The sequence below is a fragment of the Butyribacter sp. genome, from assembly GCF_056818865.1.
In genome coordinates this window covers 16,807-32,501 of sequence record NZ_DBLYGC010000030.1, presented here as the reverse complement: position 1 = coordinate 32,501, position 15,695 = coordinate 16,807, and the positions used below count along the sequence as shown (strand labels likewise).

At 35.1% G+C, this 15,695-nt stretch carries 14 protein-coding genes; 1 reads left to right on the top strand and 13 read right to left on the bottom strand.

Translation table 11 applies throughout. The features are described from left to right. Positions 1–413: 413 nt before the first annotated feature. From ACZLXV_RS12115 to ACZLXV_RS12085, 7 genes are all read right to left on the bottom strand, one after another. On the bottom strand, positions 414–647 hold the full coding sequence (locus tag ACZLXV_RS12115) for a hypothetical protein (protein ID WP_022224007.1): 234 nt from the start codon (positions 645–647) through the stop codon (positions 414–416). Positions 648–931: 284 nt separating this feature from the next. Continuing rightward, complete coding sequence (locus tag ACZLXV_RS12110; protein ID WP_022224008.1) at positions 932–2,341, bottom strand: restriction endonuclease subunit S; 1,410 nt, start codon at positions 2,339–2,341, stop codon at positions 932–934. A 41-nt stretch (positions 2,342–2,382) separates the two neighbouring features. Next, positions 2,383–3,312 carry an HsdM family class I SAM-dependent methyltransferase gene (locus tag ACZLXV_RS12105; RefSeq protein WP_482383588.1) on the bottom strand — a complete coding sequence of 310 codons (930 nt, stop codon included), beginning with the start codon at positions 3,310–3,312 and terminating at the stop codon, positions 2,383–2,385. Then, positions 3,264–4,373 carry a type I restriction enzyme HsdR N-terminal domain-containing protein gene (locus tag ACZLXV_RS12100; protein WP_482383587.1) on the bottom strand — a complete coding sequence of 370 codons (1,110 nt, stop codon included), beginning with the start codon at positions 4,371–4,373 and terminating at the stop codon, positions 3,264–3,266. Before ACZLXV_RS12100 ends, ACZLXV_RS12105 begins: the two co-directional genes overlap by 49 nt. A gap of 459 nt (positions 4,374–4,832) precedes the next feature. Next, positions 4,833–5,843 carry a GGGtGRT protein gene (locus tag ACZLXV_RS12095; RefSeq protein ID WP_482383586.1) on the bottom strand — a complete coding sequence of 337 codons (1,011 nt, stop codon included), beginning with the start codon at positions 5,841–5,843 and terminating at the stop codon, positions 4,833–4,835. 21 nt (positions 5,844–5,864) lie between these two features. Beyond that, the gene (locus ACZLXV_RS12090; protein ID WP_022014142.1) at positions 5,865–6,572 is read right to left on the bottom strand and encodes an iron-sulfur cluster assembly scaffold protein; all 708 of its coding nucleotides are present in this window, start codon (positions 6,570–6,572) and stop codon (positions 5,865–5,867) included. 193 nt (positions 6,573–6,765) lie between these two features. Then, complete coding sequence (locus tag ACZLXV_RS12085) at positions 6,766–8,727, bottom strand: aryl-sulfate sulfotransferase (RefSeq protein ID WP_482383585.1); 1,962 nt, start codon at positions 8,725–8,727, stop codon at positions 6,766–6,768. A 286-nt stretch (positions 8,728–9,013) separates the two neighbouring features. Between ACZLXV_RS12085 and ACZLXV_RS12080 the strand changes: the two genes are divergently transcribed. Beyond that, on the top strand, positions 9,014–9,493 hold the full coding sequence (locus ACZLXV_RS12080) for a Rho termination factor N-terminal domain-containing protein (RefSeq protein ID WP_022223425.1): 480 nt from the start codon (positions 9,014–9,016) through the stop codon (positions 9,491–9,493). 105 nt (positions 9,494–9,598) lie between these two features. Here the strand turns inward: ACZLXV_RS12080 and ACZLXV_RS12075 are convergent, their stop codons facing one another. The 6 genes from ACZLXV_RS12075 to glyA form a co-directional block, all read right to left on the bottom strand. Further along, positions 9,599–10,267 carry an acyltransferase gene (locus ACZLXV_RS12075; RefSeq protein ID WP_022223424.1) on the bottom strand — a complete coding sequence of 223 codons (669 nt, stop codon included), beginning with the start codon at positions 10,265–10,267 and terminating at the stop codon, positions 9,599–9,601. A gap of 21 nt (positions 10,268–10,288) precedes the next feature. Further along, positions 10,289–12,370 carry a DNA topoisomerase gene (locus ACZLXV_RS12070; protein ID WP_022223423.1) on the bottom strand — a complete coding sequence of 694 codons (2,082 nt, stop codon included), beginning with the start codon at positions 12,368–12,370 and terminating at the stop codon, positions 10,289–10,291. Positions 12,371–12,403: 33 nt separating this feature from the next. Continuing rightward, positions 12,404–12,559 (bottom strand): hypothetical protein, encoded by a 156-nt coding sequence (locus tag ACZLXV_RS12065; RefSeq protein WP_022223422.1) that lies wholly within the window; start codon positions 12,557–12,559, stop codon positions 12,404–12,406. A gap of 30 nt (positions 12,560–12,589) precedes the next feature. Beyond that, positions 12,590–13,639: a [FeFe] hydrogenase H-cluster radical SAM maturase HydE gene (gene hydE / locus ACZLXV_RS12060; protein WP_022223421.1), complete on the bottom strand. Its 1,050-nt coding sequence runs from the start codon at positions 13,637–13,639 to the stop codon at positions 12,590–12,592. A gap of 2 nt (positions 13,640–13,641) precedes the next feature. After that, complete coding sequence (locus tag ACZLXV_RS12055; protein WP_022223420.1) at positions 13,642–14,304, bottom strand: lactate utilization protein; 663 nt, start codon at positions 14,302–14,304, stop codon at positions 13,642–13,644. Positions 14,305–14,429: 125 nt separating this feature from the next. Then, positions 14,430–15,671, bottom strand: coding sequence for a serine hydroxymethyltransferase (gene glyA, locus ACZLXV_RS12050; protein WP_022223419.1), 1,242 nt, complete (start codon positions 15,669–15,671; stop codon positions 14,430–14,432). Between the last annotated feature and the right edge of the window lie 24 nt (positions 15,672–15,695).

Here is a 15,695-nt window from a genome sequence, read left to right as displayed (position 1 = left end):
ACTCACACCTGCATAGCAGGTGGTTTTTTTATTTGCTCCATTCCATTTCTCCTCCAAGAGAAACTACATTTCGCAAATTAGGCCTTTAGGCCATACAAAAAATGAGGGCTTATCAAGCAATGACAAGCCCTCTAAAACGCCCTAAATACGGTGTTTTTTAGAATTTACCAGCGTCAGCTGCCTCCTGAACAGAAACAGTGAGTGCCCTATTTAAGCCATTCCTAAGCCAATTGAGTCTTATAGCCGTCTTGTACAAAACATACTACACCAAGCCACACCAAAAGATAGCCACTAATAACGCTACCACTATTCAATGTACTACTATTCTTCAACTGAGCATAGCTTACCATCTCAATATGAAAAAGGCAAGTCTTAATCAAAAGACCTGCCTCACAAAATAAACTCATCTTAAATTAACCTTTATAAACATACCCCGTATACTCCCAAAACATCTTTGGACTTATATAATAATCGTACTGGTTCGAACCTTCCTTCTTAAAAACCGTACCTATTGGTAGAATGCCTGCAATCATACCTTGACGAATAAACTGCTGGTCTTTTCCTATAATCTTTGCTGCCTCTGTAACTGGGATATTCTTCCCATCAAATTCAGACACCTGAAATACTATCTTACTTTCTTCACTCATATTTATAATTCTCCTTAAAAGTATTTCGTTTAAAAACGATACTTAAAATAAAGAGCATCAGAAATAGACTCAAACTTTTACAAAATTCACATACAATTATCAGTACTTAAGCTATTTGTGTTATTTAAAAAGAAAATATTCAGTGATATTGATACCCTATCTAGTTTTAGGAGATACAGATACAAAAATCACCTTTAAATTACAAAAGACCTACAAGGATACCCTAAGTAAGCTGGATAATTGCTACTGGGTTATCGGTATCTTTTTCTGAATCATAATGTCTCCTATAAACCAGCCAAGAAATTCAATGCTGCTTTTTCACCACTCTCTACTGCAATTTCTACTGCTCGTATAGAATTATTCAACTTATCTTTGCTTTCTTGTTTAAGATACTTACACTTAATTAGCATATTTGCTATTTCATTTTGAGTATCAGTACAGATTTTAGGAATATATAAATTATTAACTGTTGGTAAATCAGTATTTTGTCTTACACTTGCTTGTGCAATATTCTTATAAAAATAATATTTTTTTGCCAACTCTTGAATATATAATCCAACAAAATGTGGATTAAACCCTGCATTCTTTTTCAAACGTAATCTTATTGTAAAAGATGCAAATAACCAACCTTCCTGTGTCTCATCTACAACACCGCAGTCTGCAACTGTTCCCATCTGTGAAATAATAATATCACCCTGTTTTGTAAAAAATTTATTCGGTAACGATTCAGTATTAATAATTCTATCTAAATCTTCATTATCCACTTCTGTATTTTTGACATTCATTCCCTTAATGTAAGGAATTCCTGTTCCATCTTCCGTATAAAGACTTGTTGGTACAGTTCCATAATTTATCATTTCACAAATATCACTTGCGAGTACAAAACCATTTTTCTTTACTACATCTTCAAATTCATCATAATATGGCTGATAATACTCTGCATCAAGTCTACCTGTCTTTCCAAATGAATCGCTAAAAGACTTTATGTTATACATCTTATCTTCTGCCTTGAAATCACTCAAACCCAAAATTTCGATTAATTTTTCTTTTGCATTTTCATACATCTCTTTTGACTCACTTACCAACCTATACATTTCTAAAATAAGACCTTTTATTTTATTTTGAAAGTCACTTGAAAATATAGGTACAATAATTTGACTCATATCCTCAAGCAAGTACCCCATTTGGACAGCTCCTCGCTTGAATTTATCAATCTGATTAAATCCATACTTAGTCTTTAAATATACTGCAATGTATTCAGATAGCATATCTGACTTTGGTCGAAGTATTGCTAACTTACAATTACATGTCATTGGATTATCTGTGGATACAAGTGCAACCTCACCAATAGTTCCAACAATGGAGAGTAATACATCTCCTTTTTTTAAATGTGACCTTCTCATATAAGGTAAATTGAAAGTGTCTTTGTCTATACATATTGCGTTAGCATTTTCAATAAAGAAATTGTGGATATCCTGACCTCTATAATAAGGAATTCCCTCATTTTGAAATTTATCACTAATACCCATGTGATTTCCATCTGAAACTGCTACAAAATCCGTTAATGGTTTAGTATTATGTTTTTTCAACTCATTAAGAACCTCAAATGTATATTTTCTATAAAACTCAGCATCAATACGATTTGTACGCTCTAATGCTGATAAAAATATCTCAGTACATTCCAACCCATCCATCAGTTTATCATATCGTGTCTGGTCAAAAGTGGATGGGTCATTTAGAAAAAACTTAGTTTTTCCTTCTTAGCAAATTCAATGAAAGCCTCAGCAATACCATCTTCAGTCAAACCATCATGATTATATAAGTCATGTTTTACAACCAAATGATGGTGTTCATCAAGCATATATGCTCCTTCATCACCTTCAACTACTCTGTATATCTTCTCTCCTGAATTATCCTTACTTGGCTCTTTCATTGTGGCAAAGAAAATTGGATAATCTTCTTTTCTAGGACATAACTTATCATCCCATTTCTGAACGAAAAGAACAGAGGTCTTTGTACCTGTATGTGGTTTGAATACATTTCCATGAAGTCCTACTACTGCAAGAATCCTACATCTTTCTGCAATATAATCACGAATGTATTTATCACTTGCATTATTAAATCTTCCCTGAGGTAAAACAATCGCCATTCTACCCCCATCCTTTAAAAAAGATAAATTACGCTCAATGAATAAAATGTCTCTTCCAACCTTGTTTTGGTATTTACCCTTACTATTTTTACCTAATTCATACTTGGAAATAATCCTACTTTCTTTAATATCACCTGCAAAAGGTGGGTTAGCCATTAAAATATCAAATTTAAAATCTCTATTCTGATTACGTGTTTTTCTTAATGCTCTTAGACCTTTCCAACCATCATGGTAAATATCTTCCCAATCTTCATCTTTTGTGAAGTCATCCCATCTGTCATAGTCAAGAGTATTTAAATGCATTACGTTTGTTCTTCCGTCACCTGCAATTAAATTAAGAGTTCTCGCAACTCTTACAGCCTTTGTATCAAAGTCAATTGCGAAAACGTGTTCACGAACATATTCCTCACACTCTGGTGGCTTCTTCTCAGATGAAAACAGATGACTTTGCTTAATACCAAGTCTGTCTAATATTTGTTTCCATACATGGAACATAGTATCACTGGAAATCCACAACTACCTGCTGCAGTATCAATCATGTACTCATCTTCTTTAGGATTGAGCATCTTTACGCACATATCAATAACATATCTTGGTGTAAAATACTGTCCCTTCTCACCTTTCTGTGATTTACTCATAAGATATTCGAAAGCATCATCCACAACATCAAGATTAGAATTGAATAATTTTACATCCTGCAAGCTGGCAACACAAACTGCTAAATGTGAAGCTGTCAAAGTAATCTTTTCATCCTCATTGAATACCCCAGACCATTTATGCTTTGCCTTGTCAAATAGTACCTGAATATTTGCTTTCAAATCTTCATCTGTATCACCATAATTACGGAACTCAAGTGTTCTTCTCTTATTATTACCACTTTCCATTTCATCGAATAACTTTGTGAAGATAAGTTTAAATACCTCTTCAAATACATCTACTCCTGCATTTGCCAAAACTTCATCTTCCATTTCTTCGATAAGTCCCTTAAGGGATTTACGCTCATTTATCAGTTTATCCTTGCGGATTAAGTCATCAATAGTCCATCTCTCAGTAAGAATATCTTTCAGTTTTTGATTTTCTCTTGGGATGTTTGGAATATCTTCAAAGTAATTAGGGTCTTTTCTATGGTAGTATGAAATCTGGTCTCCATTAGTCCATACCCCAATTATTGCTCCAGTTGCATTACAGTAAGACTTAAGCTGTTCCTTACCATCTTTCAACTTAGGCTTTTTTAACTCTACAATTATCTCAGGTGCAGTGACATGGTCTTTATTATAAATTACAATATCAGCTCTCTTTTTCTCTCTACCAAACGTAATTACTGATTCCAGTTCCATACGCTCTACTGGATAACCATACTCTGTCGTTAACTTATAAATATATAACTGTCGAATCAATTCTTCTGGTGTTAACTTTACAAATTTATTTCTTACAAAACAATTTACATATACTACATCATTACCCTTTTTACCCTGTCTAATTTCTATATTCCTCTCAACGCTATCAATAGCTTCTTGAGAAAATTGTGTTAATTTATAATTAGACTCTTTTATAATTGAATTCAAAATTTGATTCATTACTTTATCTCCTAATCTGTGGCATAATCAACTAAATTATATCACAAACCAAGTTTTATCGCATTATGTATTTTCAAAAATAGTACCCCTTTTTACATTATGAAAAAAGAGATAACCCTCAGGCTACCTCTTCTATCGTGTACTTCTTTAATTGTCTTGCATCAACAACTACCTCTTTCTCTCCTCTGCATGAAATATAGCAAAATATATAGTTGAAATACAGTAGCAACTCAATCTCAATTCAAACTCAAGTATGAATATAAAAGTCAACACATATTTATAGTTATTAGTTCCATTAAAAATAAATAATCCTACGAAAAGATGAAGTGGGTCTTGTGGGTCTTTTAGAGTGGGTATTGTAGGGGGATTATAAGTGTCTTATACACAAAAAATGAGGGCTTCTCAAACTGTACTACGACTTAAGAAACCCCCATAAATAGGCACTTTATAGCTTATATATTAAAATTTACCAGCCTCGGCTGCCTCCTGTACGGAAACTGCGACTGCAACCGTCATACCAACCATAGGGTTATTTCCGGCACCGATAAGTCCCATCATTTCAACGTGAGCAGGTACTGAAGAAGAACCAGCGAACTGTGCGTCTGAATGCATTCTTCCTAATGTATCTGTCATACCGTAAGATGCAGGACCTGCAGCCATGTTATCAGGATGAAGTGTACGTCCTGTACCACCGCCTGAAGCTACTGAGAAGTATTTCTTACCCTGCTCAAGACATTCTTTCTTGTATGTACCTGCAACAGGATGCTGGAAACGAGTTGGGTTTGTTGAGTTACCTGTGATAGATACATCAACACCCTCTTTGTGCATGATAGCTACACCTTCACAAACATCGTTTGCACCGTAGCAGTTAACTTTTGCACGAAGTCCGTCTGAGTAAGACTTACGGAATACTTCTTTAACTTCGTTTTTATATGGATCATACTCTGTCTCAACAAATGTAAATCCGTTGATACGAGAGATAATCTGAGCAGCATCTTTTCCAAGACCGTTAAGGATAACACGGAGAGGTTTCTTACGAACCTTGTTTGCCTTCTCAGCGATACCGATAGCACCCTCTGCTGCTGCGAATGACTCATGTCCTGCAAGGAATGCGAAACATTCTGTCTCTTCTTCAAGGAGCATCTTTCCTAAGTTACCATGTCCAAGACCTACTTTACGTGTATCTGCAACTGAACCAGGGATACAGAAAGCCTGTAATCCTTCACCGATTGCTGCTGCTGCATCTGCTGCACGACGGCAGTCTTTCTTGATTGCGATAGCTGCACCAACTATATATGCCCAACAGGCGTTTTCAAAACAGATTGGCTGAATGCCCTTAATCTGGTCATATACATTTAATCCAGCATCTTTAGTAATCTTTTCAGCTTCTTCAATAGAAGCAATACCATAGCTGTTTAAAACGCTATTGATTTTATCAATTCTTCTTTCATATGATTCAAATAATGCCATTGTTCGTTTGCCTCCTTTATATTATTTTGCGATTTCTTCATCTGTTCTTGGGTCAATAAGCTTAACAGCATCGTCAACACGTCCATACTGTCCACAAGCCTTTTCCCAAGCTGTGTTAGGATCATCACCTTTTTTGATGAAGTCTGTCATTTTTCCAAGGCTAACGAATTTGTAGCCGATGATTAAGTCATCTTCGTCTAATGCAATAGCTGTAACATAACCCTCAGCCATCTCTAAGTAACGAGGACCTTTCTTTAATGTACCATACATAGTACCAACCTGTGAACGAAGTCCCTTACCAAGATCTTCAAGACCGGCACCGATAGCAAGTCCATCCTCAGAGAAAGCACTCTGTGAACGACCATAAACAATCTGAAGGAAAAGTTCTCTCATAGCTGTATTGATAGCATCACAAACTAAGTCTGTATTTAATGCTTCCATTACCGTAAGTCCTGGAAGTATCTCAGATGCCATAGCTGCTGAATGTGTCATTCCTGAACATCCGATAGTCTCAACTAAAGCTTCCTGAATAATACCTTCCTTAACATTGAGAGTAAGTTTGCAGGCACCCTGCTGTGGTGCACACCAGCCTACACCGTGTGTAAAGCCGGAAATATCCTTTACTTCTTTTGCCTTAACCCATTTTGCTTCTTCTGGGATTGGTGCACAACCATGGTGTACTCCCTGAGCTACTGGGCACATGTTTTCTACTTCCTGTGAATAAATCATGTTCTTGCTCCTTTCAATAATGCTTATTATCTGCGGAATTATCCGCAGTCCTAAATTATATTTTCGCATAAAATTATTGTGAAGTCTATACCTTTTTGAAAAATTTTGTCAAAAAATTTCAGGTATTGCAAGAAATTATCTATTAAGATACAAAACAGGATACCATATAAGAAAGGTATCCTGCTTCATATGTTTAAAAAACGCTTATATATTTTTGTGTATCGTAAATATTTCCTTTAAATTGTATTGCAACATTATACTCACCATGTTTTACTTTCATAAGAGGCATGCTCATAAAATAATGTTGTGTTCCAAAAACTTCAAGAGGCTGTTCCGTATCAGTAAAATCCTGAATATATGTGTCTTTGTCGTTATACAGATAAATTTTTTCAAGCATATGGTCGAGTGCTCTTATCTGCAGTAATTCTCCATACATACAAAGCTGTGGTTTATCGTCACCGTCTTCTATATCATCCATAAAGCTCAACATATTCTTAAATTGCTCCGAATTTGTATCTTCTCTTACAGGTTCACATAATTCTCCAACTATCATATCATTTGACAAGTCTAATGGTTTAGCCATATCAGCAATATTAAATTCAACTGAATGTGCACTGAAATAATCTAATTTTGATGAAAATTCATTTAGGATTTCTCCTGAATTATAATCAATTTCATAAATTTTCCCGTTGTAATCATCTATTGGAGGTTTAAGATTTGCACACATTGCTAATACTTTTCCGGTTTCAGCATCATATTCTTCATTTGACCTTGTAACACTAAGCGGAATAGGAAGATATTGCTCCTGCATTACTGTCATTTCTTTTTCATCAATGGCAAAAAACATAATATTTGATTTTTTTTCTTTATCAAACCATTTAACCGGCCTTCTGTTTGCCGTATGGTTGTCAAAAAGCATTACGTGAAGTTTACCATCTTTTTCTTTACCATGCACTATCTGAATGGCATGCTGCTGGAAGAACCATTTAATGTCTCCCTTAGGTTTAAGCACTTTGTCCTCAACATCGGTATTCTTATAAAATTTAGGTTTAGTTAAAAGCCATACTATACTTTCATCTTTTAAACTTATTTTTGCAATTGTATGCACATTACGCATTGAAATGATAACAGAATCATCCTCTTTTATATATTCTATTGAGTTAATATGAGCCCAGTCATTTCTGGTAATATATTTTTCTACCAAAAGGTGATTCATATTTATCTCTTTGACTATTTCTCCTGTCATTCTATCTATTTCGACTATCTCGTTTTCCATATATGTGTCGTCAATAGAGCTTGACAGTGCTAAGATATTGCCGTCGGGTTCTTTTTCTATAGCCCAGTGATGAAGTCCTTTCTTATCATAATAAGTACGGTACACTCTTCCCATCATATCCATCTCATGCATAACCACTGTATTTGCATTTCCCCATGCTGGTCTTCTCATATGCTTTTCAGGGAACAAAAATCTTCCGTCTTTAAATAAATATACTCCACAATACTGTGGTATTTTGTTTAGGGCAAAACGGATATTTCCCTTTTTATCAAAAGTATATACTCCACCGTGATAGCCGCCTGATACAAAAATGAAATCCTTTGACAATGGTTGTTTGCTGTTTGTAAGCTTCATGCCATTCCTTATCATTTTACCAAGACCTCTTATAATAATGCGAATCTTTTTTGATGCAATAATATTGTTTTCTTCATTAATTAAATTTATCGTCACTGTATTTATAGTACTCTCATACATTCCCAATATAGGAACTCTGTGATATCTAGTAATATTTTCATCGCACTTAGTAAAATCTTCGCTGCCTCGTTTACCTGCTACAGTATAACGTACTTTACATGGCTTATCTGTTACAAATAATGCAAGTGCCGACATAGGTGCAATTTCATATGGATTTTTTATTACAAGAATATTGTCAAAATCATATTCTCCGCTTTTCAGTATTTCATTTATTGCCAGTTCTCTTTTATATGATAATACTGCAGCATTTTCAATCTTTTTGATATTTGATTTGTAATTGTTTGCTGCTTTTGTATAAAGTATATTATACTTTTTTACCTGGCTGTCAAGCCAACTAGAGTTTGCCACAAGGGCATTCATTGATAATTTTTTAATCGGTGCAAGTAATTTATCTATCGCTTTCATATATTCCATCCTTATTTAGATTGTCAAGTTATAAATCTTAAGAAAATCTTAAAAATTTACATTAGTTCAAAGTTTAAGGTATAATTGTGTCATTTTTTTTGCAAAATTATATTAAAATTGTCGATTTTTGGTTAAAAATGAGCATTTTGTATAATTCATATAGTACAATATTGCTTTTTATATAAATCTTTGTAACATAATTGTATTGAATTTGCAACATTTCCTTTGTTATAATATTATTTACTGGATTTATTATATCCATACAATGCATGGAGGAAATTATAAAATGAAAAATCTTAATGAATTACTTAACAGTTATAAAGTCGCAGAACTCAAAGAAATAGCTAAAAATTCGGGCGTTAAAGGATATTCAAAGTTAAAAAAATCTGAACTTATAGATATAATTATAAACCAGCTTGCTGATGCTGACGTGTCAACACTTGATTTACCGGACGAGATAAAAAACAGCATAAATGACAATGCTGAAACTGTAGCAGCAAATATTGTTTCTGCAGTCAAAAATGATGAAAATGAACATACAGAAAGTAACAGCACTTTAAATGACAGTGATGACGGTGTCATCAAACTTAAGAATCATTTATTTGGGGTTGCACCTCTTATGGCAAATGTAATACCTGATGATATGCCTGCACCATGCTCAAATACTCCTGACAGTTTTATGCAGATAAAAAAGATATATCCTAATGATAAATGTCCATGCGGCAGCGGAAAAAAATATAAAAAATGCTGTGGTAAACCAGCATAAGGTATTAAAACCAAAAGATTTATAGTAAAATGTTCGTAACATAGCGAAAAACAGGGCAAAATGCTGTATGTGCCCTGTTTTTTCACAAAATAAAATCATCAAAATTTATCTTTTTTCTACTATATTGCCCTTATTTTTGTATATACTTCCCTTAGGTATATATCCTCTGACACTTGACAGCGGATATATATTGGTATTGCTGCCTATAATAGTTCCCGGATTTAACACACTGTTGCATCCGACTTCTACATAATTGCCTAAGATAGCTCCCATCTTTCTAAGACCTGTGGCAATCTTGTCACCTTCATATTTGATTACGACATCGGATTTATCTGATTTAACATTTGATGTTATAGAACCTGCACCCATATGTGATTTATAACCAAGTATTGAATCGCCGACATAATTATAATGAGGTACCTGGACATTATTAAAAAGTATTACATTCTTTAATTCTGTCGAATTGCCCACAACACAATTTTCACCTACAATCGCATTGCCTCTTATAAATGCTCCCGGTCTCACCTCAGTATCTTTTCCGATAATACATGGACCGTTAATTGTTGCCGTATGTGCTATATCCGCAGATTTGGCAATCCATATATTGTCTCCTTTTTTATCATAATCTTCTTCAGAAAGTGATTTTCCAAGCCCTATTATAAAGTCCTTTATTTTAGGAAGAACGTCCCATGGAAAATCTATGTCAGTAAAAATATCAGCCGCAATTGTCTCATCAAAATTAAACAGATTTTTATTTTTTAAATTTTCATACATAAAAATGCCTCTTTTCTATATTTATTTGTTTGCCTGTGCCTTTGTTTTATTGCTTTTTATTGTGGTTTTTGAAGTTTTATAGTTAGCTGCTGCTCTGTCAAAATATGGTTTAAAAAGATTTTGATAATTTTTGCTTTTTACATTCTGCACATGGAATGTGATAAATTTGTTTAATTTCATCATGTACTCATCCTCAGTTATTTTTCCATCTGCAACCATAGTAAGACCAAGCTCCCAGCTTGCCGTCAATTCAGGGTTTAAAAGTGCATGAATAGATGCAAATACTACATCATATACCATCTCACCAAGAAGTGTTGGTGTGATTATCTGTGTTTTTTTATTTAATGACAAATACTTTATATTTACAAGTTTGCTGAGAATTTCAGCTCTCGTAGCACTTGTACCGATACCGCTTCCCTTTATCTGTGCACGAAGATCCTCGTCATCGATAAGCTGGCCCGCATTTTCCATTGCTAGTATCATGGAACCCGAATTATAGCGTTTTGGTGGAGACGTTTCTCCTTCTTTTATTTCCGCAGAAAACAAATCTATCTCCATTCCCTTTTTTAACTGCTTCAATTTTTCAATTGTATTTTCATCAATTTTATTGTCAGTGGTTTGTGCATCCTCCGACTCATTATCGTCAGCCTGCCTGTCACTTAATTTTTGTTTTGCAAAAGAAGCCGAGGCTATGGCAAGATACCCCTCTTTTGATAAAATTTTAAAACTTGAAAAAAACTGTTCATTTAATCTTTCGGCTGCTATCGTTATTTTAAGATACTCTGCCGATGGATAAAAGATACACAGAAATCTTCTTACAATGACTTCATATACTCTGGCTGCCGTCTGGTTTACGCTGTTTAATGCGTTAAATCCCTGACCTGTCGGTATAATTGCATAGTGGTCTGTAATCTGTTTATCATTCACATATTTTGTTTTTTCAATTCCTTTGTAACTTTGGCTTTCAAGTATACCGGAAGCTATATCTCTCACAATTGAATAATTTCTAAGACCACCTATGTTCTTAGAGATTTCCTTTGCAACTGCTGTAGATAATACTCTCGCATCGGTTCTTGGATATGTAACAAGTTTCTTTTCATAAAGTTCCTGGACTATTTTCAATGTTTCATCAGGACTTATTTTAAAAAGCTTGGAACAGGTATTTTGTAATTCTGCCAGATTGAATAATAACGGCGGATTTTTCTTTTCCTTTTTCTTTTCAGCCTTACACACAACTGCCTTGACAGAAGGCGGAATTATTTTTAATTCCTCAATTAACTTTGCAGCATCCTCTTTATTATTAAAGCCATTTTCTTTATATAAAAGATGTGACTCAAAATATTTTGAACCTTTTACTGCACGCCACTCGCCATCAAAGTTCTGACCTTCATATCCAAATTTTCCAATAACACGATAAAACGGAGTTTTTACAAAGTCCCTTATCTCACGCTCCCGCTTAACGACCATTCCGAGTACACAGGTCATAACCCTTCCTACAGATACGGCTGACCATTTACCGTTATTAAGATAATCCATTATTGTTCTGCCGTACTTTAATGAAAGTACCCTTGAAAAATTTATTCCCATAAGGTAATCACTCTTTGCTCTAAGATATGCCGCCGAAGAAAGATTGTCATATTCTGATAAAAGTTTTGCTTCTTTTATCCCTCGTTTTATTTCTTCTTCTGTCTGCGAATCTATCCAGACACGTCTTTTTTCTTTTTCTGAAGATACCTCTGCCATATCATCAACGAGCCTGTATATATATTCACCCTCACGTCCCGAATCGGTGCAGACATAGATACATGATACATCCTCTCTGTTTAAAAGACCTTTTACTGTGTTAAACTGCTTTGAGACTCCCGGAATAATTTCATAAAGAAAATGCTCCGGAATAAACGGAAGTGTCTGAAAACTCCATTTTTTAAGTGCTGGATCATATACTTCCGGATAACTCATTGTGACAAGGTGCCCTACGCACCATGTTACAACGTAATCATCAGATTCCAAATAGCCCTTAGATGCATTTCCGCCGACATTAAGTACCTTGGCAAATTCCTTGGCAACACTTGGTTTTTCGGCTATAAATAGACTTTTACTCATTATAATTTATCCTTGATTTTATTTGTCACTGTATCAATTATTCGTTGCATAAGGCTTTCTGTCAGCCAAAAAAGCTGTATAACTCTTATGGCTGAATATTGCAAATACTATTGCAACACCGGCAAGACAAACATATTTAACAATTTTTGTTACGTTTACATCTACATTTACTCTTGTTCCTTTTTCCATAATTAACCTCATTTCTAAACAATATACCTGTTATTTTGATGTTTTAAAATCCCCCCTGCTTACAGTCATTTCATACCCCACAGATTCTATCCTGCGTCTGAGACATCCCGCACACTGTGCAGATTCCTCTCCTGTACATATCTTGTTATCATAGAGCTGATATTTTTTTCTGACCGAAACCGGTGACAAATTTGGCATAACTACATTTGCTCCAGCCCTAAGACCTAGTTCCCTGCCGTTTGGCGCAATTGTTCCAAGAGCTGTCGTTGACGGTAGCAAGACATTCGGAAACATAACTCTTAATATACCGAGAAGAAATAATGTCTGTTCAAGTGTACCGTTTTCCATGTCCGCAAACGGAGTATCCTGCTGTGATATATAAGGACCTATTCCTATCATATGCGGGTTGAGTTCTTTTAAAAATAAAAGGTCGTTTACCAGATTTTTGGTTGTCTGATACGGAGAACCCACCATAAATCCGGCACCTACCTGATAACCTATATCCTTTAAATTAAAAAGACATCTTTTCCTGTTCTCAAGCGAAAGGTTTTCGGGATGAAGTTTTCTGTAATGTTCATTTGTAGCTGTTTCATGTCTTAAAAGATATCTGTCGGCACCTGCATCAAACCAATATTTATATGTGTCGTAATCTCTCTCACCAACAGATAATGTGACTGCACAATCATCATGTCTATTCTTTATGTTTCTTACAATCTCAGCTATTTTTTCCGTCGTAAAAGACATGTCCTCGCCACCTTGAAGCACAAAAGTTCTGAATCCAAGTTCATAACCCTCGTCGGCACATTGGAGTATCTCTTCTTCTGTCAATCTGTAGCGTGATACGTTCTTATTACTTGTTCTTATACCACAATAATAGCAGTCATTGCGACAGTAATTGCTAAATTCTATAAGACCTCTTATATAAACATCCTTTCCATAATATTTTTTCCTCAAATTTCTTGCCAATTTAAAGAGATATTCAGAATCTTCGTCATCATGCTGTGAAAGTAATTCATCAAATTCTTTAGCAGATAATATACTGTTTTTATATAATTTATCAATTAATTCTTTTTGAATCATATTTAATATCCTAATTCCTCACCTACAAGTATTACTTTTATTCTTCCTGGAACAGCAGATCTTCTTGTAATAACCGTCTGACAACAAATACAATCATCCGACTGGCAGTCAGCACATCTTCCAATCTTTGAACACGGAGTATTCTTTGCAAGTCTTACAGCATTCGGAGGTGCTGCAATATTTCTTACTCTTGAAACAGCTTCATCCACATTCCTTACCACTTTATTCATTCCGACAATCAGAATAATATTCTCAGGCCCATGACAAAGACAGGCAACCCTGTTTCCTGCTCCATCTATATTAACAAGTTCACCATCCATTGTAACAGCATTTGAACTCATAAAATAGTAGTCGGATGTGACTATCTTTCCATAAAGCTCTCTTTTTTCTTCAGGTGTTTTAGCTTCAGCTCTGTCATAAATAATATAATCATCAGATTCTTTTAGATCGTCTAAAAGACCAATCTCAGAAAGTGTCTGAGAACCTCCCCATGATATAGTACAGTCCGGTGTCAAAAATCTTTTGGCTTTTGCATTTGCCTCTTCTCTGTCTATACAATAGTAACCTTCAATTCCTCTCGCATTAAATTTATTTATAATTGTTTCAGCAAGATTCTGATAATTTTCCTGTTTTGGAGTAAGTTCTGTCATTTCTAAATCATCCATGTCTTATCCTCCCCATATCTGTGTCTGTGTATGCTTTTTTGTAAATAATGGGGCATTCGGCATTATATTTTACCGAATCCCCCATGTAACTTATAAGTCATAAACTTTCTGCAACGTACATTCTATTACTCATAAAGTGGATATTTATCTGTAAGGCTCTTTACAATTGCAGCTGCTTTTTCAGTATTAGCCTCATGGTCATCAATAATAAGCGCTATAGCTTCAGCAACTTTATCCATATCGTCTGTGTTAAAACCTCTTGTTGATACTGCAGCAGTTCCAAGACGGACACCACTTGTCACAAAAGGTGACTGAGGATCATCCGGAATTGTATTTTTATTACATGTAATATGTGCTGCATCAAGCCATTTTTCAACTTCTTTTCCTGTAAGTCCCTTGTCTGCAAGATCTACGAGCATAAGATGATTATCTGTACCGCCTGATACAATCTTTATTCCACGTTTGATAAGTCCGTTGGCAAGTGCCTGGGCATTATCAATAATGTTTTTACCGTATTCCTTAAATGCAGGATCGAGAGCCTCTTTAAAACATACTGCTTTTGCCGCAATAACATGCATAAGCGGACCACCCTGAATTCCAGGGAATAAAGCTTTGTTAAGTTTATGCTCTTCTGCAAATTCTTTGCTTGAAAGAATCATGCCACCACGAGGTCCGCGAAGGGTCTTATGTGTAGTAGTTGTTGTAACATGAGCATATGGAATTGGACTTTCATGATATCCTGCAGCAACAAGTCCTGCGATATGTGCCATGTCAACCATAAGATATGCGCCTACTTCATCAGCAATTTCTCTAAATCTCTTAAAATCAATTTTTCTTGCATATGCACTTGCACCTGCAACAATAAGTTTAGGTTTACATTCTTTTGCAATACGCTCAACTTCATCATAATCTATATATCCGTCGCTGTTTACTCCGTATGGGACACAATTAAAGTATTTACCAGAAAAGTTTACAGGACTTCCATGTGTAAGGTGTCCGCCATGGTCGAGATTCATTCCCATAAATGTATCTCCAGGCTGCATAAGTGCAAAAAATACTGTCATATTTGCCTGAGCACCTGAATGAGGCTGAACATTTGCATAAGTACAGCCGAAAAGTTTCATCGCTCTGTCTCTTGCAAGATCTTCAACGACGTCTACATGCTCACATCCACCATAATATCTTTTTCCCGGATATCCTTCCGCATACTTATTTGTAAGTGTGCTTCCCATCGCTGCCATAACAGCTTTACTTACAAGGTTTTCTGATGCAATAAGCTCAATGTTGTCTCTCTGTCTCTGGGTCTCATCCGCCATAGCTTTTGCCAGGTCCGGATCATAATTCTGAACTTCACTAAATGAATACATTCAAATGTCCTCCTTGTTTTTAAT

Excerpts from the sequence above, each read along its gene's own strand:
- ACZLXV_RS12115 (WP_022224007.1), bottom strand. The coding sequence starts at position 647 with ATGAGTGAAGAAAGTAAGATAGTATTTCAGGTGTCTGAATTTGATGGG.
- ACZLXV_RS12110 (WP_022224008.1), bottom strand. The coding sequence starts at position 2,341 with ATGGATGGGTTGGAATGTACTGAGATATTTTTATCAGCATTAGAGCGT.
- ACZLXV_RS12100 (WP_482383587.1), bottom strand. The coding sequence starts at position 4,373 with ATGAATCAAATTTTGAATTCAATTATAAAAGAGTCTAATTATAAATTA.
- ACZLXV_RS12095 (WP_482383586.1), bottom strand. The coding sequence starts at position 5,843 with ATGGCATTATTTGAATCATATGAAAGAAGAATTGATAAAATCAATAGC.
- ACZLXV_RS12090 (WP_022014142.1), bottom strand. The coding sequence starts at position 6,572 with ATGATTTATTCACAGGAAGTAGAAAACATGTGCCCAGTAGCTCAGGGA.
- ACZLXV_RS12085 (WP_482383585.1), bottom strand. The coding sequence starts at position 8,727 with ATGAAAGCGATAGATAAATTACTTGCACCGATTAAAAAATTATCAATG.
- ACZLXV_RS12080 (WP_022223425.1), top strand. The coding sequence starts at position 9,014 with ATGAAAAATCTTAATGAATTACTTAACAGTTATAAAGTCGCAGAACTC.
- ACZLXV_RS12075 (WP_022223424.1), bottom strand. The coding sequence starts at position 10,267 with ATGTATGAAAATTTAAAAAATAAAAATCTGTTTAATTTTGATGAGACA.
- ACZLXV_RS12070 (WP_022223423.1), bottom strand. The coding sequence starts at position 12,370 with ATGAGTAAAAGTCTATTTATAGCCGAAAAACCAAGTGTTGCCAAGGAA.
- ACZLXV_RS12065 (WP_022223422.1), bottom strand. The coding sequence starts at position 12,559 with ATGGAAAAAGGAACAAGAGTAAATGTAGATGTAAACGTAACAAAAATT.
- hydE (WP_022223421.1), bottom strand. The coding sequence starts at position 13,639 with ATGATTCAAAAAGAATTAATTGATAAATTATATAAAAACAGTATATTA.
- ACZLXV_RS12055 (WP_022223420.1), bottom strand. The coding sequence starts at position 14,304 with ATGGATGATTTAGAAATGACAGAACTTACTCCAAAACAGGAAAATTAT.
- glyA (WP_022223419.1), bottom strand. The coding sequence starts at position 15,671 with ATGTATTCATTTAGTGAAGTTCAGAATTATGATCCGGACCTGGCAAAA.